The organism is [Zimmermannella] bifida NBRC 103089, from assembly GCF_001570925.1.
GTDB lineage: Bacteria > Actinomycetota > Actinomycetes > Actinomycetales > Microbacteriaceae > Gulosibacter > Gulosibacter bifidus.
Genome location: NZ_BCSP01000009.1, coordinates 42,511 through 66,074, shown reverse-complemented (window position 1 = coordinate 66,074; position 23,564 = coordinate 42,511). Strand labels below are relative to the sequence as shown.

The following is a 23,564-nucleotide window of genomic DNA, read 5'->3' as shown; positions in this document are numbered from 1 at the left end:
GTCTGAGAAGTTTGGGTTGGTGAGGTCAGCACCGTTGCGGCCTGAGCCCTAGTGGTCGAAGAGCATGACCTGGCGCAGGACGGTGCCCGATGCCAGTGCATCCATACCTTCGTTGATCTCGTCGAGCGAAATCTCGTTGCTGATGAGGTGCTCGAGCGGGAGCTTGCCTTCGCGCCAGAGTTGCTCGAACTTGGGGATGTCGCGGCTAGGAACTGCCGAACCGAGGTACGAGCCGATGATGGTTTCGGCGCGACCGGTGATCTTGACCGGCTCAACCTGGCTCATTGCACCCGGTGCGGGAAGACCAACGGTGACCATGGTGCCGCCGAAACCGATCATCTTGAATGCGGTTTCGAATGCGCGCGGGTGGCCTACGGCTTCGATGACGAAGTCGGCGGTGATGCCCTTTTCTTCGGCTTCGACCGAGGTGTAGGTCTGGGTTGCGCCCCATTCGCGCGCCAAGCGCAGCTTGTCTTCGTTCATGTCAACGGCGATGACTTCAGCCGGGCTCTGCGCGATGGCGGTGAGCAGTGCGGCCATACCAACGCCACCGAGTCCGACGATTGCAATGGTGTCGTCCTTGGTCGGGTTGGCGGCGTTGAGCACCGCGCCACCACCGGTGAGCACGGCGCAACCGAGAACGGCAGCGATCGATGGGGGTACGTCGTCACCGACGGGAACGATCGAGCGGCGGTCGACGACTGCGTACTCGGCGAATCCCGAGCAGCCGAGGTGGTGCTTTACTTCACCGTCGTGGCGGGTGAGGTGGTTGGTGCCTTCGAGCAGCACGCCTTCTTCGTTGGTGGCCGAACCCTTCGAGCAGGGGAGCTTGCCGTCGGTGCCACATTCGCGGCACTCGCCACAGCGAGGCAGGAAGGTGAGGACAACGCGCTGTCCGATCTCAACGTCGGTGACGCCTTCGCCGAGCTCTTCGACGATGCCGGCGGCTTCGTGGCCGAGCAGCATCGGTACCGGACGTGGGCGCGAACCATTGACGACCGACAGGTCGCTGTGGCAGATGCTGGCGGCTTCAATGCGAACCAGCAGCTCGTTCGGGCCTGGAGCGGTGAGCTCGAGGGTGTCGATGGTGATCGGACGCGATTCGGCGAAAGGTGCTTCAGCGCCGATCTCGTTCAGCACGGCACCGCGAATCTTGCGAGTTGCAGTAGTCATTAAATCTCCATTGATTAGGGCTTGGCCATTCGGCTTGCATTGAAGTCTGCTAGGTCTCAAGGGGGTTTTGTGTAGAATTTCCTACACATATTCTGAGTGGTGGTAGAAATAGCTACATGCCAAATGGTGACTCGCTCGATTCTGCACGCGCTACACTCCCCGAATCTTCGGATGACCGCGCGGCGGCGAAGCGTGCCGAAGAAGTCCTGGTCCCGGCCGGGTTGGCGCCCTCTGAGCGGCGACTGCGCAATCTCGTCACCGCAATCGTCAGCATGCTCACCACCATGCCGCCCGACACCTCGCGTGCCAGTGCACTGCGCTATCTCATTACGCGTACCCGTACCGTGCTCGATGTGGATGCGGTGTTCTTGCTTCGACGCGAAGCTGGGGTCGAGCGCGTGGTTGCGAGCGACGGCATCTACACTCACGAATTCCGCACGCTGCACAGCGATGCGCCGGGCGGTATTTTCGGACGTCGTCTCGAGGCCGATGTGCCCATGCAAACCCGTAACTATCTGCTCGACAGCTACTTTCAGCACAGTGAAGCGACCGACCTCGGCGTACAGTCCGAAGGTCTGCGTGCCATGCTCGGTGTCGTGCTGGGCGATGCCGAGACAGACGAGTCTTGGGGCACGTTCTATGTCGCGAATCGCAGCGATGCGCCGTTCCCGGCCGAAGACGTCTTCGCGCTCAATACCCTCGCAGCGCTGGCCACCAGCTGGCTCAACACCCTGGACCAGACCGAACAGCTCAGCCGTGCCCTGCACTCGACCCGCGCCGAAGCGCAACGTGCACAGCACGAAAACGAGCTGGCCTCGCGCATCCGCATTGCCCAAGACGCGCTCGTGCAGGCGCTTTCGGGCGAAGACGGGCTTGCCGAACTGCGCGACCACATGTCTACCGCACTCGGTCGCGAACTGCAGGCCATCGACCTGACGATTCAGCTCGACCTGCGCGACCGCTTCGGCGCAATCGGCGACGGTGAGCGCGCGCTCGTGGCGCTGTCGGCGAAGTCGGGCGAGCCCATGTATGCCAATCGCCAGGACGGCTCGGGCGTTGTGGTCATGGCCGCCATGCACCAGGGGCAAACAGTTGGTGCGATCGTGGCCGAAGCTCGGCAACAATCCGAAGCTCAGCGGGATATTGAAACGCGAGTCCTGGTCGAGTGTGGGCGCATCCTCGGGGCGTTCTTACGATCGCAACAGCGAGCGCGTGGCGACTACAAGCGCCGGCATCAAGACATGCTGGCCGAGCTCTTGGCGCCGCCACCGGGTGGGCTCGGGCCGATGTCGCGCACCCGCCTTGCTGAGTTTGGTGTGCGCGATGGCGAACCGTTCCGCATCCTGATTGTTGACGGCAGTGAGTCGTCGATCGCGACGTTTGAGCACCGCCTCGAACTCGACTTCGGTACTTCGCTCTTGCGCGGGAATGTGGGGGAACAGCTTGTGGCGGTGATGCCCGAGCGTGCGTTCTCGCACCTGCAAGCGACGATGACCGCATCCGGTGCCCGCCGCCACGGCAACCTGCTTGTCGGGTACTCGCCGAAGTTGCATCCGATCGCGATCGTGCCCGAAGAACACGAATTGCTATTGCGAGTCGTGCAAGCCGCCCGCGCATCCGGATACACGCAGGCGATGGTTTCGCTGGAAACGTTCGGAGCGCTCGGCGCGTTCCTCTCGCAGGTCACCATCGAACCGACCAAGCGGGCGATCCGACACCAGCTTGGTCCGCTCCTGGACTATGACCGCGAACAGGGCACGTTGCTGCTCGAAACGGCAATGAAATACTTGGATGCGGGGCACTCGGTCACGCAGGCCGCTCGCGCCCTGCACGTGCACGAGAACACGGTGCGACAGCGGCTTGATCGCATCGCCAAGCTCATGGGGCGCGACTGGCATCACGGCCAGCGCGGGCTCGACACGCACCTGATGCTGACGGCGCACCGATTGATCGGTGCATCGGAACAAATGAGCATCGCGGGCCCTAGCGACGACACCAACTAGGTGCGGCCGGGCGGGCGCCCTTGCGTGCTAGCGCTTGGTTGCCGGCTTCTCGATCGACTGCGGCAGGCGGTCGAGGTAGTCGAGCAAGACGCCCTCGCGCATCGCCCACGGCGACACATTCAGGGTCTCGATATCGAAGGCGTGCATGACCTCCGAGAGCACGTAGCCACCGGCCACGATCTGGAACGCGCGGTCTTGCGTTACACCCGGCAGTGCCCGGCGTGCATCCGCCGGAATCTGTGCCATGCGGGGCAGCCAGTCGTCGAGACGCCAGCGGCTCAGGCTGATGAGGTCATCGGGGCCGACGCCGTCAACAACGGATCCGGCCAGGCGCGCCAGCGAACGAATGGTCTTCGACGAGCCAACAAACTGGTCGGCACGCTTGCGCTGACCGAATGCTTCCTGTGCGGGCGGCAGCTGCTCGCGGATGTGGGCGCGCAGGTTGCTGAGGTCGGTTTCGCTTGGCGGGTCGGACTGCAAGAACATCTTCGTGAGTCGACCTGCGCCAAGGGGGAGTGACATGGCGTGCTCGGGGAGTTCGTCGTTACCGATGGCCAGCTCGAGTGAACCGCCGCCAATGTCAACGAGCATGATGCGCCCGGCGGCCCAGCCGAACCAGCGGCGTACCGCGAGAAAGGTCACGCGTGCCTCGTCCGGTCCCGACATCACCTGCAGGTTGATGCCGATCTCTTTGCGGATGCGCTTGAGCAGCTTCTCGCCGTTCTTCGCTTCGCGCAGCGCGCTCGTGGCCATCGGCATCAGCTCGTCGAGCTGTTCCTTATCAATGTGGGCCTTTGCGATGCGCAGCGTTTCCATGACGCGCTCGACTCCGGCATCTGAGATCGAACCGTCTGGCTGCAAATACTGCATCAGGCGCAGCGTCGTCTTGATCGACGAGTAGTGCACCGGCCGCGCGCCCGGATGAGCGTCAACGACGAGTAGATGAACCGTATTTGAACCAACATCGAGGACGCCCAATCGCATGGAATGAGTCTACGGTGCGCATCCACCTGCCGAAACCACGAACGGCAACGGGGCAGCGCTGCTCACAGCGGAAGCGTGCAAGAAACGTATTTTGGGAGCACAATATAAGGATGAACCGCATTACGACCCGTAGAGCCCGGACGGCTGACGTCGTGGCGATTCACGCGCTCATTGCGCCGTATGTGGAGCAGAACATCATTCTGCGCAAAGATCTTGTCGTCCTGTACGAAGCTGTTCAGGAGTTCATCGTCGCTGAAGACGAAGCTGGAACGATTCTTGGTTGTGGCGCGCTGCACGTCTTGTGGCGTGATCTCGGTGAGATTCGTACCGTGGCGACGCATCCGGATGCGCAGGGTAAGGGTGTCGGCGGCAGCATCGTTCGTGGTTTGGTCGCCGCAGCGAAGGACCTCGGGCTTGAGCGTCTGTTCTGTTTGACGTTCGAAACGGACTTCTTTGCCAAGTACGGATTCGCCGCCGTAGATGAACACTTGGTGGATGAATCTACCTATAAAGAAATGCTGCATTCTCCGGATGCGGGTATGGCAGAGTTCCTGGATCTGCCGTGGGTAAAGCCGAACACGCTCGGCAACACCCGCATGCTCATGCGCCTGGCTTAGCGGTTCTGGGTCGCTTCTGTCCGTTTTTTGGTGCGGGTGGCATGCGGATGCATGCATGTCGTTGGCGAGGTAAGCCGGATTTTGCCCCGCACCTCGTTGAACGGTTGGTAAACGATTTGGTTAATCGGTGCGTTACCTGATCGTTGCCTCAGCGTTAGCTGAAGCGCTTAAGTTGCGGGCGTCCGTATCTTCGTTTCGCCAATTGAAAGGCAATTCGTGAACTCTCTTATTCAGCGTCTCGCAGCCTCTGCGCTGGCTGTGTCGCTCGGTGCCGGCGGCTTGATGGCCGTTAATGCACCGCAAGCCGTCGCAGCGGTCGATGGCAGCAACCTCGTGATCAACGAGGTTTACGGTGGCGGTGGCAATTCTGGTGCCCCGTACAACCAAGACTTCATTGAGCTCTACAACCCGACCTCGGCTCCGATTTCGCTCGACGGTATGACCGTGTCGTACTACAGCGCAAAGGGTGGGCTCGGCGGTACTCACACGTTGAGCGGCACGCTTGAACCTGGCCAGCACTACCTGATTGGTGCCGCCTACGGCACTAACAAGGACGCCGCGTCGTTCGTTGCTGACACGACCACCGGCATCGCGATGGGTGGCTCGGCCGGCCAGGTCGACCTGACTGACGCATCCGGTGCGCTGATCGACCGCGTTGGTTGGGGAACTGCGGTTAACAACGAAACTGCTGCCGCACCGGGGACTTCGGCCACGACCTCGGTCGCTCGCGTAACTGCGGGTGTCGACACCGACAACAACTCGGTTGACTTCGTCGCCGGCGCACCGACCCCGCAGGGGCAGGGCGCCGCTCCGGAACCAACCGACCCGACTGGCCCGACTGACCCGACGGGTCCAACTGGCCCAACGGATCCGACCGACCCGGCTGCGCCGATCACCATCGCCGACATTCAGGGCACCGGTAACGCGAGCCCACTGGCATCGCAGACCGTGACCACCGAGGGTGTCGTGACCGCGGTATACGCCACCGGCGGCAAGAACGGCTTCTTCATTCAGATGGCCGACGGCACTGCGCCAGCAGGCCACACTGGCTCGACTGGTGTCTTCGTCTACAACAAGGACCTCTCGTTCGTTAACAACGTCAAGGTAGGCGACTCGGTTTCGGTAACCGGTGCGGTTGCCGAGTACTACGAGTCGACGCAGATCACCGCAACGGCTGTTGACGTACTCCCGACTTCGCTCGGTACCGTCACCCCGACCGAGCTCAACCAGGCCGTCTGGGCCGACCTCGGCGCTCGCGAAAACTACGAAGGCATGCTCGTCAAGCCGACCGGCCTGGTTGTGACCGACAACTACGGTGTGCTCGGCAAGTCGGGTCAGGGCCTCGACCGCTACGGCGAAGTTGGCCTGGCATTCGGTGACAAGCCACTGCACCAGCCAACCGACGTTGGTACGCCAGGTTCGGCCGAAGCACAGGCACAGGTTGCCGACAACGAAGCTCGCGCAATTCTGCTCGACGACGGTGCCACCACCGACTTCAGCAAGAACTCGGGTGTACCGCTGCCATACCTCGACCTCGACCACCCGGTAACCATCGGTGCTGAAGCAACCTTCAGCGAGGGTGTTGTGCTCGAGTACAACTTCAACAAGTGGCGTCTGCAGCCGACTCAGCCGCAGCAGGGCACCACGGACATGCCGGTTTCGTTCTCGGACGTGCGCAAGCCAGCTCCGCAGCTCGGCACCGACGTGACGGTTGCTTCCTTCAACGTGCTCAACTACTTCACCTCGCTCGGCAAGGAAGAGTCCGGCTGCAAGTACTACGCCGACCGTGAAGGCAACCCCACCACGAACAACTACTGCAAGGCTCGCGGTGCCTACGACCAGGACAGCTTCAACCAGCAGCAGGAAAAGATCGTTTCGGCGATCAACCAGCTCGACGCTTCGGTTGTGGCCCTCGAAGAGATCGAGGACTCGTCGGACTTCGGCAAGAACCGCGACTATGCACTGTCGCAGCTCGTTAAGGCGCTGAACGCACAGGCCGGCGGCGAGAAGTGGTCGTTCGTACCTTCGCCAAGCACGGTTCCGGCAACTGGCGACGACGTCATCCGCACGGCATTCATCTACCAGAAGGATGCAGTCACCTACGTTGACGGTTCGACCGAGATCCTCAACGACGCTGCGTTCTCGAACGCTCGCGCGCCACTGGCCGCAACGTTCTCGGCAGTCAAGAACCCGGACACCAAGTTCGTGGTCATCGCTAACCACTTCAAGTCGAAGGGTGGCTCGGGCAGCGGCGACAACGCTTCGCCAGACAACGACGCCGACCAGTCGAACAACACCGGTGGTTGGAACGGCGACCGTACCCGTCAGGCTGAGGCACTGCTGAAGTTCTCGCAGGCGCAGCAGACCAAGCAGGGCACCGACCTTGCCTTCCTCGCAGGTGACTTCAACGCCTACGCCAAGGAAACCCCGATCACCACGATCACCGATGCTGGCTACGTTGACCTGCTCGAAGAAGCCGACGGCGAGTCGTACCTCTTCGGCGGCATGGTTGGTTCGCTCGACCACATCTTCGCTTCACCGGCAGCCGCTGCCTTGGTTGAGGCTCGCGAGATCTGGACGATCAACGCCTACGAGCCGGTCGCACTCGAGTACAGCCGCAACAACTACAACGTGACGCAGCTGCACCGTGCCGACCAGTACCGCGCTTCGGACCACAACCCAGAAATCGTTGGCTTCAACGTGACCGAACCGGCCGCGAAGAACGAGCTCGTTGTTTCGTACTTCCGCGACCGCAACCTCGACAACGCCTTGACCGATGGCGAACTCGTTTCGGGTCCCGGTTACGTTTACGTCAAGGACGCCGCTGGTAAGTGGTGGATGACTTCGCAGGTGGACGGCAAGTTCACGTTCCCAGGCATCGCACCTGGCACTGCAGAGGTCTACCTGCCGACCCCGGCAAACGACCGCACCCAGTACTTCGCGGATGCGGATGACTCGCGCATGTCGATCGTTGACGTTCAGCGCACTGAGGTCACGTACATCAGCCCGTCGACCGGTAAGACCAGCAGCGCAGTCATGGGCGCTGGCAAGCACCCGGTAGCCACCGTTGAGGTTGCTGCACCTGAAGCAACTGGTAAGACGACCACCGAGTTCGTTGCCGGTTTCTCGACCGTGACTTCGGTCGCCACGGTTTCGCTTGACGGCGAGACCAACGGTCGCGACGACCTCGCCGAACTCAGCTTCGTTGACGGTGCTGAGACTGCAGTTGCGCAGTTCGGTTCGGGTACTGGTGACCGCTACGCGGCAATGACCGCGGACGGTACACAGCACTACTTCCTCGACGACAAGATCGTGCTTCAGGTAACGGCTAAGGATGGCTACCAGATCAAGAGCGTGACCGCTGTTGATGGCAGCACCGAAATGGCTGTTGAAGACCTCGGTGGCGGCAAGTACGCCGTTAACCGTGCTGACCTGGCTGAAGACTTCGGCCAGGCACACTTCAACGTCGTCATGGAGCCGACTCCGACAGAGAACCCGGCACCGACCTACGACCCAGCAGTGAAGGTTGACCGCGACCGTGTGCTTGCTGGAACTGATGTTGTAGCAACGGCAACGGGCTTCAAACCTGGCGAACTGGTCTACTTCGAGTTCCGCTCGACGCCGGTGCAGCTTGGCTCGGCAATGGCCGATGAAACGGGAACCGCAACCCTGACGTTTACCGTCCCGGCTGACGCAACGCTCGGAATGCACGAAGTGTTCGCACTTCAGGGCGACCTGGAAGCAAACTCCGACATCGAGGTTGTTGAACCTAACCTCGTCGTCGAGCGACCGGTCTACACCGAGACCGAGTCGAAGGGTGGCATCGTCTGGCTCGCCGATGGATTCCTCCCTGGTGTGCCGGTACACGCAGTCGTGATCTCGCCAACCGGTGAAGAACTGGCATTCGATGTCACGATCGACGAGAACGGCATGGCTTCGGGCACGCTCACGTGGGCGACCTATGACCAGGATGGAAACCTGGTCGAGGACAACCTCGCGTTCCCAGTCGGTGAGTACACGATCGTCCTGACCCAGGACGGCGCAGTTGCCGAAGCCAAGTTCTCGGTGGTAACCGAGGGGACATCGGAAACGCCAGCACCGGCTTCGAGCAGCTCGACCGCACCGGTAGCAGCTGGTGACAAGGCGCCTGAGGGTGGCAATGGTCTTGCCGCCACTGGTGCAGAGGACGCAACCCTCATCGCCGCATTCGCTGCGGTGCTGTGTGTCGCCGGGGCTGGTGTGCTGCTGCGACGTCGCCACGGCGACGCGTAGTCACGCACATTCGGGACAGCGCGCCACGCTCACGAGTGGTGACGCGCACTGAGGTCCTGAACCGACACTGAACAACGTGCCGAGGCTGGTCGAATGACTGCCTCGGCACGTTGTCGTTTCCGGTCGGATGCCGCCGGTCTAGGAAAATTCCCAGGAAAACCACGAATTTTGTAACTGAAAACTGTCTGGGGTTTACCTGTTCGTTACTTGAGACTGTGACGCTGTCCGAGTTCGTGCCCAATTTGTTCTAGGAGTCCGTGTGGCTAATTTCTCTAAGGCGGTGAAGGGTGGCATCGCGTCGGTGATTGGTTCGGCGCTCGCCCTTACCGCATTCGTCGCTCCGGCTAACGCCGAAGCCCGCACCGACGGTGCAATCATCCAGCCGACCGCTGGCGAAACCCAGATCAACCTCGTTGGTTTCAACGACTTCCACGGCCGCATCACCAAGGTCGACGCATTCGCTGCTGCAGTTCTGAGTGCGCAGGATGCGTACGGTGCCGACAACACCGTAATCCTCGGTAGCGGTGACCAGGTTGGTGCTTCGGAGTTCGAGTCGTCGATCGCCGGCGACCAGCCAACGAAGGACGCGCTCAAGGCCCTCGGTGTTGAGTCGTACACCGCTGGCAACCACGAGTTCGACAAGGGGCAGGAAGACGCTCTGGCTATCAAGAACGAGTTTGGCCACCTGCTGGCGGCAAACGTCACCAAGACTGATGGCTCGCTTTTGCTCGACGCCTACCAGATCGTCGAAGCTGGCGGCAAGCGCGTTGCCATCGTCGGTGCCGTAACCTCGTCGACTCCATCGGGCGTTAGCCCATCAGGTATCGAAGGCCTGACCTTCGGTAACCCGGTTGACGCCGTTAACCAGTACGCAGACCAGCTCACCGACGGCAACGAAGCCAACGGTGAAGCCGACGTCATCATCGCCTCGTATCACGAAGGTGGTCCGACCTCGGGCAGCTACGACGAGAACGCTGCGAACGCCACGTTCAACGAAATGGTGACCGGTACCTCGCCAAAGGTTGCGGCGATCTACCACGCGCACACCCACCAGAAGTACAACTACGAGGCGCCAGTTGGCGACACCACTCGACCAGTCATTCAGGCTGCGCAGTACGGTGACGCAATCGGCCAGGTTGTCCTGACCCTCGACGCATCGGGCAAGGTCGTCAAGGCCGACTCGTCGGTCATCGACACCTACTCGGACCCGAAGGCTGGCACGCCAGCATTCACCCGCGACGGCCTGACCCCTGAATCGCAGGCTACCTACGACGCAGTCGTAGGTATCAAGGAAGCAGCCAAGGCTGAAGCTGATGTTCTCGGTGCAGCGCAGATCGGTGTTGTGAACGACAACATCACCCGCGCCTACACCTGGCAAAACGGCGCTCCGGTTAAGGACGACCGTGCACAGGAATCGGCGCTCGGTGGCGTAGTTGCCGACTCGATGCACCAGTGGGCAAACAACGTTGGCACCGAAGAAACCAAGGCTGATCTCTCGATCATGAACCCGGGTGGTCTGCGTGAAGACATCAAGGGTGACGGTGTTCTTACCTACAAGGATGCCCAGACCGTTCTGCCTTTCACCAACAACCTCGCGATCGTGTCGATCTCGGGTGAAAACCTCAAGCAGGTCTTCGAAGAGCAGTGGCAGCTGGACAAGGACGGCAACGTTCCTTCGCGTCCATACCTGCAGCTGGGCATGTCGAGCAACGTGAACTACACGTACGACGCCACACAGGAGCGCGGCTCGCGCATCACCTCGATCTACATTGACGACAAGCCGCTCGACCCCGCCGCAACCTACAAGGTCGTTATGCCGACGTTCCTTGCATCCGGTGGTGACAACTTCCACTCATTGAAGAAGGCAGAATCGGTTTACGACACCGGTTCGGTTGACCTCGACGCATTCGTTGCATACGTCAAGTCGCTGCCAAACCAGGAGCTCAAGGCCGACACCGCCCGTAACGGTTTCGAACTCGAAGGCTACTTCGACAACGGTGCCGCTCCAGTCGTTCAGGCCGGAACCGAAAAGACCTTCACCGTCAAGGGCACTGACCTTCGTTCGAAGGACTTCATCGCAGACGGCCAGGTCAAGGCAGAACTCATTGCTGCTGACGGCACCGCAACCACCGTTGGAATTGCAGAGATCACCGGCGTAACCGCCAACGGCGAAAACAACTCGACCGAAATCACTGTCACGGTACCTGCAGACATGGCAGCTGGCGACTACACGCTCAAGCTCACCGGTGAACCCAAGGGTGGCGCAGCGGATGTTGCTGCACGTGCGGCTACCTCGACCAGCTCGGGCTCGGGCTCGTACGTTCTCGTACCGATGACCGTCAGCCCTGCTGAGGAGCCGGCTCCAGCTGAGCCGTTCGTTGAGGTCGAGAAGAAGACCTACACCGAGACCGAGTCGACCAAGGGCATCAACTACCTCGGTGGCGGCTGGACTCCTGGTGAACCGATCACCGCGTTCCTTGTGAACCCAGCTGGTGAGCGCATCGAGTTCGACGTCGAGGTAGACGCTGACGGTTTCGTTAGCGGAAGCCTGACCTGGGCTGAGTACGACCAGGACGGCAACCTCGTCAACGACAACCTGCCATTCCCGGTTGGCGACTACCAGATCGTTCTGGCGCAGGGTGACAAGACCGCGACGGTTGACTTCACGGTAACTGCAGACGGTGGCCAGACCATCCCTGCAACCGACGCTCCAGCACCGAGCGCATCGGCAGTACCGGTTGCCGGTACCGACGCTGACAAGCTCGCAGAAACTGGTGCTGATGACCAGTTCATCACCGGCGCAGCAATCGTTGCGGCAGCGATGGCAGCACTCGGCGCAGCTCTGCTGCTCCGTCGCCAGCGCAACGCCTAGTTGACTAGCGCATCCGGTTAGCGCGCGAGCGCTAGCTTGATCTGGAGCGGTCGGGCCTTCGGGTCCGGCCGTTCCTGGTTTTCCGTGTCAGTGCAGTTCCAGGCAACGTCGAGAAGGAAGCCGGCTCAATGGGTGGCTGTTGGTCTACCCCACGCGCAAGATTTGTTGCCGGTGGCGGGGCTTGTCGCAAATACGTCCTCGAACCCGCTGTGGGGCAACAATTCTTGCCGGACGTCTGAGACTTGACACGATTGCTCGAACACTTGCCATCCGCATCCCTAGAATTGACCTATGCACGCCACACCACAAAAGCTATCGCCCGCCGTCTACCGTCGGCGTCGCCTGGCAGCGCTGGTTGTGCTCGTGCTCATCGTCGCCCTGCTGTGGTGGGCAGTCTCGGCGGTCATCGGATTGCTTAGCGGTGGCGACCAGCAGCAGCCCGGCACCGAAGCGGGGCAGACACGACCGGCCGCATCCGCCCCCGACACCGCGCCACCCGCACCGACACCCGCACCTGAAGCACCTGAACCAACACCCACTGAGCGCGTCGAAGAAACGCCGCAGGTGTGCACCGGCACTGAGGTGCAGGTGACGGCGATTGTGGATGCGGAAACGTACGGCCCAGATCAGAAGCCGCAGCTCTCGATGAAGCTGACGAACCGTGCGGCCAAACCGTGCGTCATTGACGTTGGCACTGCGACTCAGGAATACACGATCAAGTCGGGCGAGGACGTCATTTGGGTGTCAACGCACTGCCAAAAAAACGGCAAGCCACAGGTCGTGCAGCTTGAACCGGGTAAAGAAGTAACGAGCCCACCGATTGAATGGGTGCGTGAGCGTTCGGCGCCGGACACCTGTGGCGGCGAACGCCCGGCAGCGGTGGGCGGGGGAGCGTACTACACGCTGACGGTCTCGGTTGCGGGTATTCCGTCGGAACCGACGTACTTTTCGCTCGCTTAGACGGCTCGGCTGCGCGGTCGTGCGTGGTCATGCGTGTGCCGCGCAGTTGGCGGCACCTAGGCATAGGGCAATGCGGATGTGCGGGGCTCGGCTAAGCGCCGGTCGCGCGTGCCAGCGCCTGCCGTACTGTGCCCGCATCGGGGCCGATGTGGTTGGTGAACCCGAGGCGGGCTGCTTCGTTGAAGCGTTGCCGTTCGGCAGCCACCCGGCGGATTTCACCGACGAGGCTGACTTCGCCGACGATGGCGTGCTTGGGGGCGAGTGGCTTGTTTGACTTCGCCGAGGCGAGCGCAGCGGCGATCGCGAGGTCGGCCGAGGGCTCAACGAGCTTCACGCCGCCAACTGTAGAGACGTACACGTCGTGGTCGGCCAGGACGATGCCGCAACGGCGTTCCAGCACTGCCAGGAGCATCGCGACCCGCGACTGATCGACGCCATTGACGACCCGGCGGGCATTCGGCGCTGCGGTGGGTACGACGAGCGCCTGAATCTCGACAGGGAGCGCGCGACGGCCCTCCAACGCGATGGTGATGGCTGAGCCGGCGACGGGCGTCTCGCGCTCGCTCACAAAGAGCGCAGAGGGGTCTGCCACCTCGCGCATCCCTTCACCCTGCATCTCGAAGCAGCCGACTTCATCGGTGGCACCGTAGCGGTTTTTGAGGGTGCGTACGAAGCGCAGTGCGGTTTGACGGTCGCCGTCGACATGGGCGACAACATCGACCAGGTGCTCGAGTAGTCGAGGGCCGGCTACGTTGCCGTCTTTGGTGACGTGGCCGACCAGGATCGCGGGCATATTGCGCTGTTTCGCGGCACGGATGACGGCTGATGACACTTCGCGCACCTGGCTGGGTTGGCCGGCGAGTGCATCAACTTCGGCGGCTGCGACCGTCTGTACCGAGTCAAGGATCAGGAGCGCCGGATTGATTTCTTCGATGTGACCGAGCACCGTGCCGAGGTCGGTTTCGCTGGCGAGGTACAGCGTGGGCTGTAGTGAGTTCGTTCGTTCGGCGCGCATGCGCACCTGGTGCACGGACTCTTCGCCGCTGACGTACAGCACAGTGGCGCCGGTGGCGGCCACGCGTGAGGCGGTTTCGATGAGCAGCGTGGACTTGCCGACGCCGGGCTCACCGGAAAGCAAGATTGCTGCGCCGGGCACGATGCCGCCGCCGAGTACGCGGTCGAGTTCACCGATGCCGGTGGGGTAGTGGGATGCACCGCGGGCAGTGATTTCGGTAATTGGCTGTGCCGGGGTGCTCGGGGCGAGCGCGGTGGCGCGGGGCGCGAAGCCGCTCGGGGTGCCGCGTTCGGTGATGGTTCCCCAGGTTTGGCATTCGGGGCAGCGACCAACCCACTTGACGACTTCGTGGCCGCATTCGGTGCAGACGAAGTCGGGTTTTCGCGCGCGGGTTTTTGCCATGGCGTAAGCCTACGTGTGCCCTGCGACATTGCATGAACGGGTTGCGGTGCGCTCCTCGGTGGTGCCGGTGTGGATGCGGCGTGTCGCCCGTGATTGCGGGTCGCGGCGGCCGTCGTCGCAAGAAAGATTGGCCTCGAATTGTGCAATCAAACAGTGATGTGTAAAGTTGGTCGACGGTGACGTGTCCGAGCGGCCGAAGGTGCGACACTCGAAATGTCGTGTAGGGCAACCCCCTACCGTGGGTTCAAATCCCACCGTCACCGCCAGTGAAAACGCCCCGCCTTGTGCGGGGCGTTCTTCATTTCCTGAACTTGTGTGATTGCGCCCACGGTAGATGCCGTGTGGGGCCGAACCGGTGCCATCCTGCTGCCAATGCTCTGGCTGAGCGCTGGCATGCTGGCAGTGGGCATGATGCGCATTCGCCGTCGCCGCACCAACTAGTCGGCTAAGCCGTTTGCCCCTCGAGCCCACCATGGTTCGCGGGGTAACAAGATCTTGAACGGACCGTTACGGGCGAGCTGTCCTAAGAATGTCGTTTTCAAAAAAACCTATGAAAATTGCCGTGAAGTGCATAGGGTCAAATCGTTGAGTGATTAACCGATTTGAGGTTTGTTTTGGTATTTGCAGGTGCTCCCATAGACCCCGACTGTTTGGTACCCAACGGTCTCGCCGAAACGGGTGCGGATGCATCCTTCATCGTGACGCTGCTGCTTGCTGCGGTCATTCTTGGCGCGAGTGGTTGGTTGCTCATGCGCAAGCACTACCGTGGTGCGCTCTCGGTGCTCGCAATTGGGGCGCTGGGTGCTGCCGTGTTCGCTCCCGTTAACGCGCCGTCGGCTTCGGCCGAAGAAACGCGCGATGGGATTTGTGTCACTGAGACACCACAGCCAACTGATGCCACCACTCCCGTGAACACACCTACCGCCACCCCGACTCCTACAGAGACGCCTAAGCCGGCGGTTGGGTCCATTGCGGGTACGGTTTGGGGTGATAGTCGCACCTTTGGTGGGCAGAGCGGAGTTGCCTATGTGACACCAGGAAAGCGAACCGAAGAGTGCGTTGGGCCACGGCCGCTTCCACAAGCGTCGGAGGCTGATGCAACGCCACTACCTGAAGAATCCACCGAGCCGTCCCCGCCAGCTACCGAGCCTGAACCACCAGTTACCGAGCCTGAACCACCAGCTACCGAGCCTGCCCTGCCGGAGCCGGTCTGCGCGCCGGAGCTTGGTTGGGGCTCCGCGAACGAGGATCCTCGAGTACCGCAGTCCCCAGGTCTTGCCGAGGCACTCGCTGCCGGTGAGATTGAAGTGGTGCTGCTTGACGCCAACGGCGTAGAGATCGCTCAGAAACCGTTGAACCCGGCAGACGGTACCTACCGATTCGACAATGTTCCGGTCGGCGACGGCTACAAGGTTGACTTCCGCTTCGTCAAGGCCCCGACGAAGAACTCCATCAACTTGTACCTAGGCTTCCCCTACTGGCTGGACTACGACGCTGACCCGTCGGGTCCGGATGAGACTAGCCGGTTCTACGTACCGAACGCAGACGGTACTGCTGGTCCAATTGACCTTCGTATCGAGACGATGGATGGCGCCGTGGAGATGATCCAGGTGCCGGCAACTCACGAGTTCGGTCCCTCGAGCCGTGAAATCAAGCAGGCCTTGCTAGACGCCGGATACGACATGGACGTGAACCCGCCACTCGTCACCATTGACATGACCGAATGGTCGAAGAACAACATCGGTACTGATCTCATGCCTTCGGTTCGACTTCCGAGTAATGGATCGTACGACGAGTACGTCTTTCCGTTCCCGAACACTGAGGTGTCGTTCTCGGCAGCCAGCCCAGAAAACCAGGTCGACGTGCCTACCAAGGACTACATCTTCGTGAGCGAACAAGATCCGTCGATGTCCCGCCCGGTATCGGTAGTCGCCGACACGACAACCGAGGCCGTCAACGCTGAGGTGCACTACGGCTACCCACGAGGCACGATCAGCTAGTCCCCGCAACACCGCGCGGAACGTGCCTTCTGCACACGACTAGGGCCCCGCATCCAGCTGATGGATGCGGGGCCCTTCGCCGTGGCAACTTGCGGCGCTAGCAACGGGTGCGACGCGCCGAAGGATGCGGGGAACAGGCACAACTCGTACCGTTATTGCGACGAGAATTGCTGCTCAACAACGAGGAGGGTTGGGATGCGCAACGTGCTTTCCTTGGTAGCTTGCGCGCTGCTGCCGGCATCGGTGCTGACCGCGTGTGCGAGCGGTGGAGCTGGCGAAGCCGAAGTGGTCTTTCAGCAGACAGCAGCGGAACCCGAGGCGCAGGTGAAGGTGCTGGACGAATCAGACCCGAGCGCCGCATCCATCGCCTCGACGAAACAGCTTTTCGAACGCAGCGACATCGCGTTTGTTGCGGCCCACAACGATGCCGAGTCACTCGCCGACGACGCCGCACGGCTTCGCGCGCCCATGCTCATTGCGGGCAACGGCGTGCGCCACGAACTCGAACGTCTCGGCGTGCGCATCGTGATCCACCCCGACGGTGAACTTCCGGGTGAGGCACTCGGCGACCTCGGCGATGTCGAGACGGTCAGTGTTGACCCCAACGACGTCGATGACACGAAGCTGCCGACGATCAAGGTGCAGGAACCTGCCCAGCCCGCCGTGCTCGTCGAAGTCTCCACCGGCGGTGATGGCGATGTGCGCGCGGTGGCAGCTGCCAACGTGCAGGCGGCAGGTGGCGAGTCGGTCAAGATGGTAGGGCCGCTCGGCGACCCACGCGCAACGAGTGAGTCGGTTGCAACGGCGAAGGCCCATGCCGAATCGACGGTGCTCGCGATCGGTGACATGCACGGTGCCGAGGAACAGTTCCCGCAGCGGTTCCGTACCGCGGCAACGCAACCAGAACTCCCCGGTGGCGGGCAGCTCGCGCTCCAAAATCGTCTATTGATCGCCGATTACGGCACCCCCGGTACCCCCGCGCTGGGGGTGATGGGGGAGCAGGACCTCGACGGTGCGGTCGAGCAGGTCAAGGCTCGCGCGGCGCAATATGACAGTTTGGTGGATGCGAAATACACGGTGGTGCCCACGTTCGAGATCATCACCACGGTTGCGTCGGCATCCAAAGGTGACGGCGACTATTCCGACGAGCTCTCCGTCGATGCGCTTCGTCCATGGGTAGAACGTGCCGCGGAGGAAGGCATCTACGTGGTGCTTGATCTGCAGCCCGGCAACGACGATTTCTTGACCCAGGCTAAGCAGTACGAAGCACTGCTGAAACTGCCACATGTGGGACTCGCTATCGATCCAGAATGGCGACTCAAGCCTGGGCAGCGGCACCTCGAGCAGATCGGCACGGTGACCGCGGCGGAAGTCAACAGAACCCTGGATTGGTTGGCTGCGCTCACTGCTGAACACGAGCTACCGCAGAAAGTCGTGGTGCTCCACCAATTCCGAAACGACATGATCACCGAACGTGACACACTCGACACTTCGCACGACGAACTCGCGTTGCTGATTCACGTAGACGGGCACGGCACGCCCGGCGACAAAGCCGCCACCTGGGATGCGATCCGCGAGGACCTACCCGAGGGCGTGTACCTCGGTTGGAAAAACTTCATTGACGAAGACCAGCCCATGCTGACACCGGCACAGACCGCGAAGATCGAACCGCGGCCATCCTTCGTTTCGTATCAATAGCCGCTGCGGCGCCGGACGCGTGACCGGCTACACCTCAACGGTTCGAATGGGGCCCGGGCGTCGCCCAGTGCGGGCGCCTGCTAGTAGCTGGCGCGCTCGGGACGGGTATCGCCACCGGCGATGAACCGCGTGGCCAGCGCCTCGGTGCTGCGCGCGAGCAGGGCAACATCGGCACCGGCGAGCACGAAATTGAGCCCCGCATCCACGTACTCTTGCGCCGCGTTCAAGTTGAACTCGGTGATCCCCACCGGCATGTTGTGTGCTCGGGCCACATCGATGACCTGCTGCATTTGCTGCTTGACGTCTGGGTGGCTCGGCTGGCCAATCAGTCCCATCGAGGCGGCGAGGTCGTTCGGGCCGATGAACATGCCGTCGACACCGTCAACCGCGGCAATCTCGGCAGCGTTCGCTACCGCTTCGGCAGTCTCAATCTGTACCAGCAGCGACACCAGCTCATCGTTCGCGCGGTGCAGATAGTTGTCAACGCGGTTCCACCGGGCACCGCGACTGAGCGCCGCACCCACACCGCGCACACCCTGTGGCGGGTAGCGAAGCGCGCTCACGGCGGCCTCGGCATCGGCGGCCGAGTTCACCATCGGCACAATCAAATTCTGCGCGCCAAGGTCGAGATACTGCTTAATCAGCACCTTGTCGTTCGTGGGTACGCGCACGACCGGCGTGACTCGGTACGCAGCGGCAATCTGCAACTGACGCTGTACCGTCTCGAGCGAGAGCGGCGCATGTTCGCCATCGATCATCAGCCAGTCAAGCCCCGAACCCGCGGCAATCTCCGTCACCATCGGCGACCCCGAGCACAGCCACATGCCGATCAGGCTTCGGTCGGTGGCGGCCATGACCTGCTTGAACGTCGGTGGGAGAGCTGCTGTGTGTGGCATGTGCGTCATCGTCCTTCTTCGCTTCGGTTCCCGCATTCATCCGGGGTCGGTGCAGATGCCTCGCAGCACTCGCGGCGTGGCGGTCGCACCAAAATGAATCGGAATAGTTGATTCTATGCCCACCCGGCAAACAACCAAGTGGCGCATCCCTGCAACGTCGACCGGTTCGAATTGGTGGATGCGCGCAGGCGCAATTGAGCGCGCTCGGAAAGTTCGGCACACTCTATGGGGTGTGGATCAGAGAATTAGTGAAGGATGCGCCGGCTGGAGCGTGGACTTGCGTGCTGCTGATCTGGTTGCGAACGGCGCTGCTTGCCGCGTCGGTTTGTGTAGCTGCGCTGGCCATTGACCGGGCGCTGCAAGGCGTGCTCGCGCAAGCCCCCACCACCGACATCGCCGCTGGTGAGTTGTCGCAATTTGCGGCATGGATGCTCGCGGCAGGGCTGGCCGTCGTCGGTGCGATCGTGGGCGGCGTGGCAGAGCTGCTTCCCGCCCGCATCCAGGCGCGTGAAGAAGCCGACTGGCGCCAGCGACTTATGGGGGTGGCCGCAACGCTGCTCGATGCGAAACCGGTCGGTGCTGCTCCCGAGACTGCGGTACCGGTACCTGCTGCAGCCCGCTCCGTATCCACCGCTCCCGCATCCGCCTCGGCACATCCCGGCGCGGCCGCGCACGGGCGCCCATCACACGCATCCAAGCCCATCACCGAAGGCGGAATTGTGGATGCAGCGACCGCAGCGGTTGAGAAAACCGCGGCGTACCGCGCAACATTCTTGGCACCCACCTTTGCCGCTTTTTCGGCACCCGTGGTCGTGCTCATCGCCTGGGCCATTGGCGTTAACCCCTGGAGTGCTCTCGCGCTAGCTGGATTTGTGCTGCTCGTACCCGTCTGCATCGTGTTCGTGGGCAAACGATTGCGACAGTCGAACGCGGAGTACCGGCGGCGCGAAGCGGAAGCGACCGAGCAGTACCTCGAAATGATTGAGGGCATCGGCACCCTCAAAGTGCTGGGAGCGGCCCCGCGCGCCCGCGACCGATTCGCGGCCGCCGCGCGTGAAGCGATGCGGCAATTGGGGCGCCTGCTCATCCAAAATCAGCGCATGATTGTGGTCAATGACGCGATCTTTGGCATCCTGATGGGCGCGGCCGCGATCGCTATCGCGCTTGGACTACTCGTGGCAGGGCAGATCACCGCCGGCCAGGCCATCGCTGCGACGCTGCTGACGGTGCTGCTGCAAGAACCGATTGACCGAGTCGGCCGTTCCTTCTACGTCGGCCTTGCCGGCCGTGCCCGTCGGGATCAGCTCGATCGCATGCTGCAGCGTGCGGGCGATACGGATGCGGCGGCTCGCGAGGACGCACAACTGTCGGCACCCATCGTGTCCGGTGAGGCGCCGGCCCCGCACATCAGCGTTCACGGGCTCGACTATCGACACGGCCGCGACCGTATCCTGAGCCAGCTCAACGCAGTCATTCCCGCGGGAAAACGTACGGTCATTGTCGGGCCCTCAGGAGCTGGGAAATCAACGTTGCTGCGCTGCCTGGCCGGACTCGAAGAAACCGACGGGCGCATCCGGTTCAACGGCGAACGTGTTGATGCTGACGTACGGCGAGCGCAAAGCACGTGGCTCGGCCAGCAACCAGCCATCGTCAGCGGCACGGTGGGCGACAACCTGCGATTTGCCGCACCAAACGCCACCGACCCCGAACTGCGCCGTGCCCTAAACCGCGCCCACTATCGGTTCGCAGGCAAAGGCGATGTGCTCGAACACCCGGTTGGCGACCGGGGCAGTGCGCTCTCTGGCGGACAGCGACGCCGGCTCATGCTGGCTCGCACGCTGCTGCGTGACCGCCCGACGCTGCTCCTCGACGAAGCAACCGCCGACCTTGACCGGCAAACCGAAGCGCAGATCCGCGCGACACTGCGCGAATTCGGTGCCGGCAAGACCGTGATCGAAATCGCGCACCGCATCGACACCACGCTCGACGCCGACCGCATCCTTGTCGTCGAAAACGGGCGGGTCACCGCATCCGGCACACCCGCGCAATTGCGCGAACAGCCCGGATACTACGCGCGCGCACTCGCAGCAACCGAAGCCCTGCAATCGGACCAGACCGACGGAGGCGCCGCATGAACAACGTGATTTGGCTGCTGCGGTTTGCGGCCCCCGCAAGCGCCCGCCTCGCGGTTTCGGTCACGGCCCGAATCGTTGGGCAACTGCTCGGGATGCTCGTGCTCGCGCTCCCGTGCTGGGCAATCGGGATGCTCGCCACCGGCCAGGCGCAGGGCGCCGGGTTCGTCGCTGCGGTTACCGGTATCGTCGCGCTCGCGGCCATCTGCAAAGCCGGGCTGCGCTATCTCGAACAGCTCACCGGGCATCTGGCCGCGTTTTCGCTCCTCGGTGAACTGCGCATCTGGTTGCTCGATCGCCTGATTCCACGCGCTCCCGCGACGACCGAAGCGCTCGGCGCTGCCCGCATCCACGCCATTGCCGTGCGCGATGTCGACCGCATCGAAGTCTTCTTTGCCCACACGATTGCCCCGGCCATCACTGCCGTAATCGTGCCGATCGTTGCCGTGGTTGCGGCCTGGTGGCTCGGCGGATCGGTGCTGGCGCTGGTGCTGATTGCGGTGCTTGCCGGTGGGCTCGCGCTGCTGCTTGGCACGGTGCATCTCGGCGAGAGCGCTCAGCTGACGGCTACGGCGCGGGCAGGAATTGCGGCGCACGTGGCGGACTCGGCGCGGTTGCGCGATGAATTTCGGATGCACGACGCCACCGAGTTTCGTGCCGACGAGTTGCGTGACCTCGACAAACGCCTGCGGGCGCAGCTACTGCTTGGCGGACGTAACGCGGCCTGGCGAGGTCTCGGCAGCGATCTGCGTGTCTGGGGTGGCACTGTGCTCATGCTGGTCGTGGCGCTGACTGGGCTTACGGATGCAGCACAGCTTCCGGGTGCGCTCGCGGTCGTTTCGTTCGTGGCGAGTACCGCACCGAGCATTGATTCGGTGGTGCGCTTGGCATCGTCGCTCCCGGCGGGCCTGGCGGCCACGGCACGTGTGCGAGAACTGGCGAACGTACCGCGCACGGTGACCGAACCTGAGGCACCCGCATCGTTGCCACTGCCGGTTGCGGCAAACGACGAGGGGGCCGTTGCCGAACCGCACGAGCCCGAAGACATCGACGACACTGACGTGCCGGCGATCGAGTTCGACTCGGTCAGCGCGACCTACCGCCAGGGCGATCAGCGCACACCGGTGCTCGAGCAGGTGTCGTTTACGGTGCCGAGCGGCACCTCGTTCGGCATTGTCGGCGTGAGCGGATCGGGTAAATCGACCATCGCGCGGCTGGTACAGCGACACCTCGACCCCAGCGCCGGCACGGTGCGATTGCACGGCGTGGATGCGCGCGAGCTCGGTTCAGCGCAGGTGCAGCAACTGGTCGCCATTGCCGACCAGGACGCGTTCGTGCTCGACGCCACCGTTGCCGAAAACTTGCGCCTCGCCTCGCCCGACGCGAGTGATGCGGAACTCGAGCATGCGTGCAGCATCGCGCAGTTTGAACTTCCGCTTACCACCGAAGTCGGCCGGCGCGGTGCCAAGCTGAGCGGTGGTCAGCGGCAGCGGCTGGCGATTGCGCGCACGCTGGTTCGGTTGCATGGGCGCGCGGACACCGGCGAATGTGGCGGCAGTCAACCCGACGCGGGCACCGAACTGCACCACCGCATCCTGATTCTCGACGAAGCCACGAGCCACCAGGACCCGCTGACGCAATCAGCCCTCGTTACGGCAATCGCCGACCTCGGTGTGACCACGCTCGTGATCGCGCACCGCCTCGAAACCGTGCGCCACCTTGACCAACTCATCGTGGTCGAATCCGGATGCATCGTGCAGCAGGGCACGTGGCAAGAACTCGCGCAGGTGCCTGGGCGCTTTCGTGATCTGCTCACCCAGCAGCTTGCTGCCTAGCGGTGGGCGAGTGAAGCGCGCAAGTTCCCGAGCACGTGCACAATGACCGCAACGGCGAGGAACGCTACAAATACCTGCGATGTGGTGGCAAATACCGCTGACCAGCCACCGTCGCGGGTCGGGTCGAGGAACCCGTAGGGGTACCAGTTGACGGCGGCGCCGCGGATCCACGTATAGGCCAGGTAGGCGAGCGGGAACGCGAGCCAAGCGAGTGGGCGACCCCAGCCCTGCTTGCGCGTATGGGTAATCAGTAGCCAACCGAGCAGCCCCGCCACCGGGGTAACCCGGTGCAGCATGATGTTGGCCCAGTCGAGATCCCAGCGGCCAAGCTCGCCGGGTTCGGCCACCAGCAGCGCATAGATGAGCCCGGTCATCACCATGTAAAACGCGGCGGCACCGCGCAGATCATCCCACCAGCGGGGGAGCGAGGAACGCTTAGCGAAGGCGCCCGTCACGGCGACCACGCCGAACACTACGTTCGCCTGGTTCGTGAAGTGTGAGAGCGACTCGATCACGCTCGATTCGGTCATGCCGTTCGCGGCGCGGTAGATGTTCCAACCAACACCGGCAAGCGCGCCGAGGCCGAGTAGGCATCGTACGATGCGCACCCAGGTGCGGTCGGGATGCAGGGCCTCGTTGGTGCGACGGTTTCGGTTGACGGCGGGCAGCGAGCTCATGCCTGGCAGTTTCTCATGTTGCGGGGTG

General features: G+C 62.6%; 14 protein-coding genes and 1 tRNA gene. 10 read left to right on the top strand and 5 right to left on the bottom strand.

The window, feature by feature from the left end:
* Positions 1-48: 48 nt before the first annotated feature.
* On the bottom strand, positions 49-1,173 hold the full coding sequence (locus ZBI01S_RS07630) for an alcohol dehydrogenase catalytic domain-containing protein (protein WP_066058702.1): 1,125 nt from the start codon (positions 1,171-1,173) through the stop codon (positions 49-51).
* A gap of 116 nt (positions 1,174-1,289) precedes the next feature.
* Between ZBI01S_RS07630 and ZBI01S_RS07625 the strand changes: the two genes are divergently transcribed.
* On the top strand, positions 1,290-3,176 hold the full coding sequence (locus ZBI01S_RS07625; protein WP_066058699.1) for a helix-turn-helix domain-containing protein: 1,887 nt from the start codon (positions 1,290-1,292) through the stop codon (positions 3,174-3,176).
* A 27-nt stretch (positions 3,177-3,203) separates the two neighbouring features.
* On the opposite strand, the gene ZBI01S_RS07620 is transcribed toward ZBI01S_RS07625, so the two are convergent.
* The gene (locus ZBI01S_RS07620) at positions 3,204-4,160 is read right to left on the bottom strand and encodes a Ppx/GppA phosphatase family protein (RefSeq protein WP_066058695.1); all 957 of its coding nucleotides are present in this window, start codon (positions 4,158-4,160) and stop codon (positions 3,204-3,206) included.
* A gap of 110 nt (positions 4,161-4,270) precedes the next feature.
* Between ZBI01S_RS07620 and ZBI01S_RS07615 the strand changes: the two genes are divergently transcribed.
* From ZBI01S_RS07615 to ZBI01S_RS07600, 4 genes are all read left to right on the top strand, one after another.
* Positions 4,271-4,777, top strand: a complete 507-nt coding sequence (locus ZBI01S_RS07615; RefSeq protein ID WP_066058693.1) for an amino-acid N-acetyltransferase — start codon at positions 4,271-4,273, stop codon at positions 4,775-4,777.
* 216 nt (positions 4,778-4,993) lie between these two features.
* Entirely contained in the window at positions 4,994-9,049 is a 4,056-nt protein-coding gene (locus ZBI01S_RS07610) for an ExeM/NucH family extracellular endonuclease (protein WP_159421456.1), read from the top strand.
* A 259-nt stretch (positions 9,050-9,308) separates the two neighbouring features.
* Positions 9,309-11,921: a 5'-nucleotidase C-terminal domain-containing protein gene (locus tag ZBI01S_RS07605; RefSeq protein ID WP_159421455.1), complete on the top strand. Its 2,613-nt coding sequence runs from the start codon at positions 9,309-9,311 to the stop codon at positions 11,919-11,921.
* 291 nt (positions 11,922-12,212) lie between these two features.
* Complete coding sequence (locus ZBI01S_RS07600) at positions 12,213-12,881, top strand: hypothetical protein (protein ID WP_066058684.1); 669 nt, start codon at positions 12,213-12,215, stop codon at positions 12,879-12,881.
* Between the two features lie 91 nt (positions 12,882-12,972).
* On the opposite strand, the gene radA is transcribed toward ZBI01S_RS07600, so the two are convergent.
* Entirely contained in the window at positions 12,973-14,298 is a 1,326-nt protein-coding gene (radA, locus tag ZBI01S_RS07595) for a DNA repair protein RadA (RefSeq protein ID WP_066058682.1), read from the bottom strand.
* A gap of 175 nt (positions 14,299-14,473) precedes the next feature.
* On the opposite strand from radA, the gene ZBI01S_RS07590 reads away from it, so the two are divergent.
* The 3 genes from ZBI01S_RS07590 (at position 14,474) to ZBI01S_RS07580 (ending at position 17,996) form a co-directional block, all read left to right on the top strand.
* A tRNA-Ser gene (locus ZBI01S_RS07590) sits at positions 14,474-14,564 on the top strand.
* 384 nt (positions 14,565-14,948) lie between these two features.
* Positions 14,949-16,298: a hypothetical protein gene (locus ZBI01S_RS09960; protein ID WP_066058680.1), complete on the top strand. Its 1,350-nt coding sequence runs from the start codon at positions 14,949-14,951 to the stop codon at positions 16,296-16,298.
* A gap of 195 nt (positions 16,299-16,493) precedes the next feature.
* Complete coding sequence (locus ZBI01S_RS07580) at positions 16,494-17,996, top strand: hypothetical protein (RefSeq protein ID WP_066058678.1); 1,503 nt, start codon at positions 16,494-16,496, stop codon at positions 17,994-17,996.
* An 80-nt stretch (positions 17,997-18,076) separates the two neighbouring features.
* On the opposite strand, the gene ZBI01S_RS07575 is transcribed toward ZBI01S_RS07580, so the two are convergent.
* Positions 18,077-18,892 (bottom strand): aldolase/citrate lyase family protein, encoded by an 816-nt coding sequence (locus ZBI01S_RS07575; RefSeq protein WP_066058727.1) that lies wholly within the window; start codon positions 18,890-18,892, stop codon positions 18,077-18,079.
* Between the two features lie 230 nt (positions 18,893-19,122).
* Between ZBI01S_RS07575 and ZBI01S_RS07570 the strand changes: the two genes are divergently transcribed.
* Both ZBI01S_RS07570 and ZBI01S_RS07565 read left to right on the top strand, forming a co-directional pair.
* Entirely contained in the window at positions 19,123-21,027 is a 1,905-nt protein-coding gene (locus tag ZBI01S_RS07570) for an ATP-binding cassette domain-containing protein (RefSeq protein WP_159421454.1), read from the top strand.
* Positions 21,024-22,859, top strand: coding sequence for an ABC transporter ATP-binding protein (locus ZBI01S_RS07565; RefSeq protein ID WP_066058672.1), 1,836 nt, complete (start codon positions 21,024-21,026; stop codon positions 22,857-22,859). The genes ZBI01S_RS07570 and ZBI01S_RS07565 overlap by 4 nt, the downstream gene beginning before the upstream one ends.
* On the opposite strand, the gene ZBI01S_RS07560 is transcribed toward ZBI01S_RS07565, so the two are convergent.
* Positions 22,856-23,536 (bottom strand): Pr6Pr family membrane protein, encoded by a 681-nt coding sequence (locus ZBI01S_RS07560; protein WP_066058670.1) that lies wholly within the window; start codon positions 23,534-23,536, stop codon positions 22,856-22,858. The genes ZBI01S_RS07565 and ZBI01S_RS07560 overlap by 4 nt on opposite strands.
* Positions 23,537-23,564 lie beyond the last annotated feature (28 nt).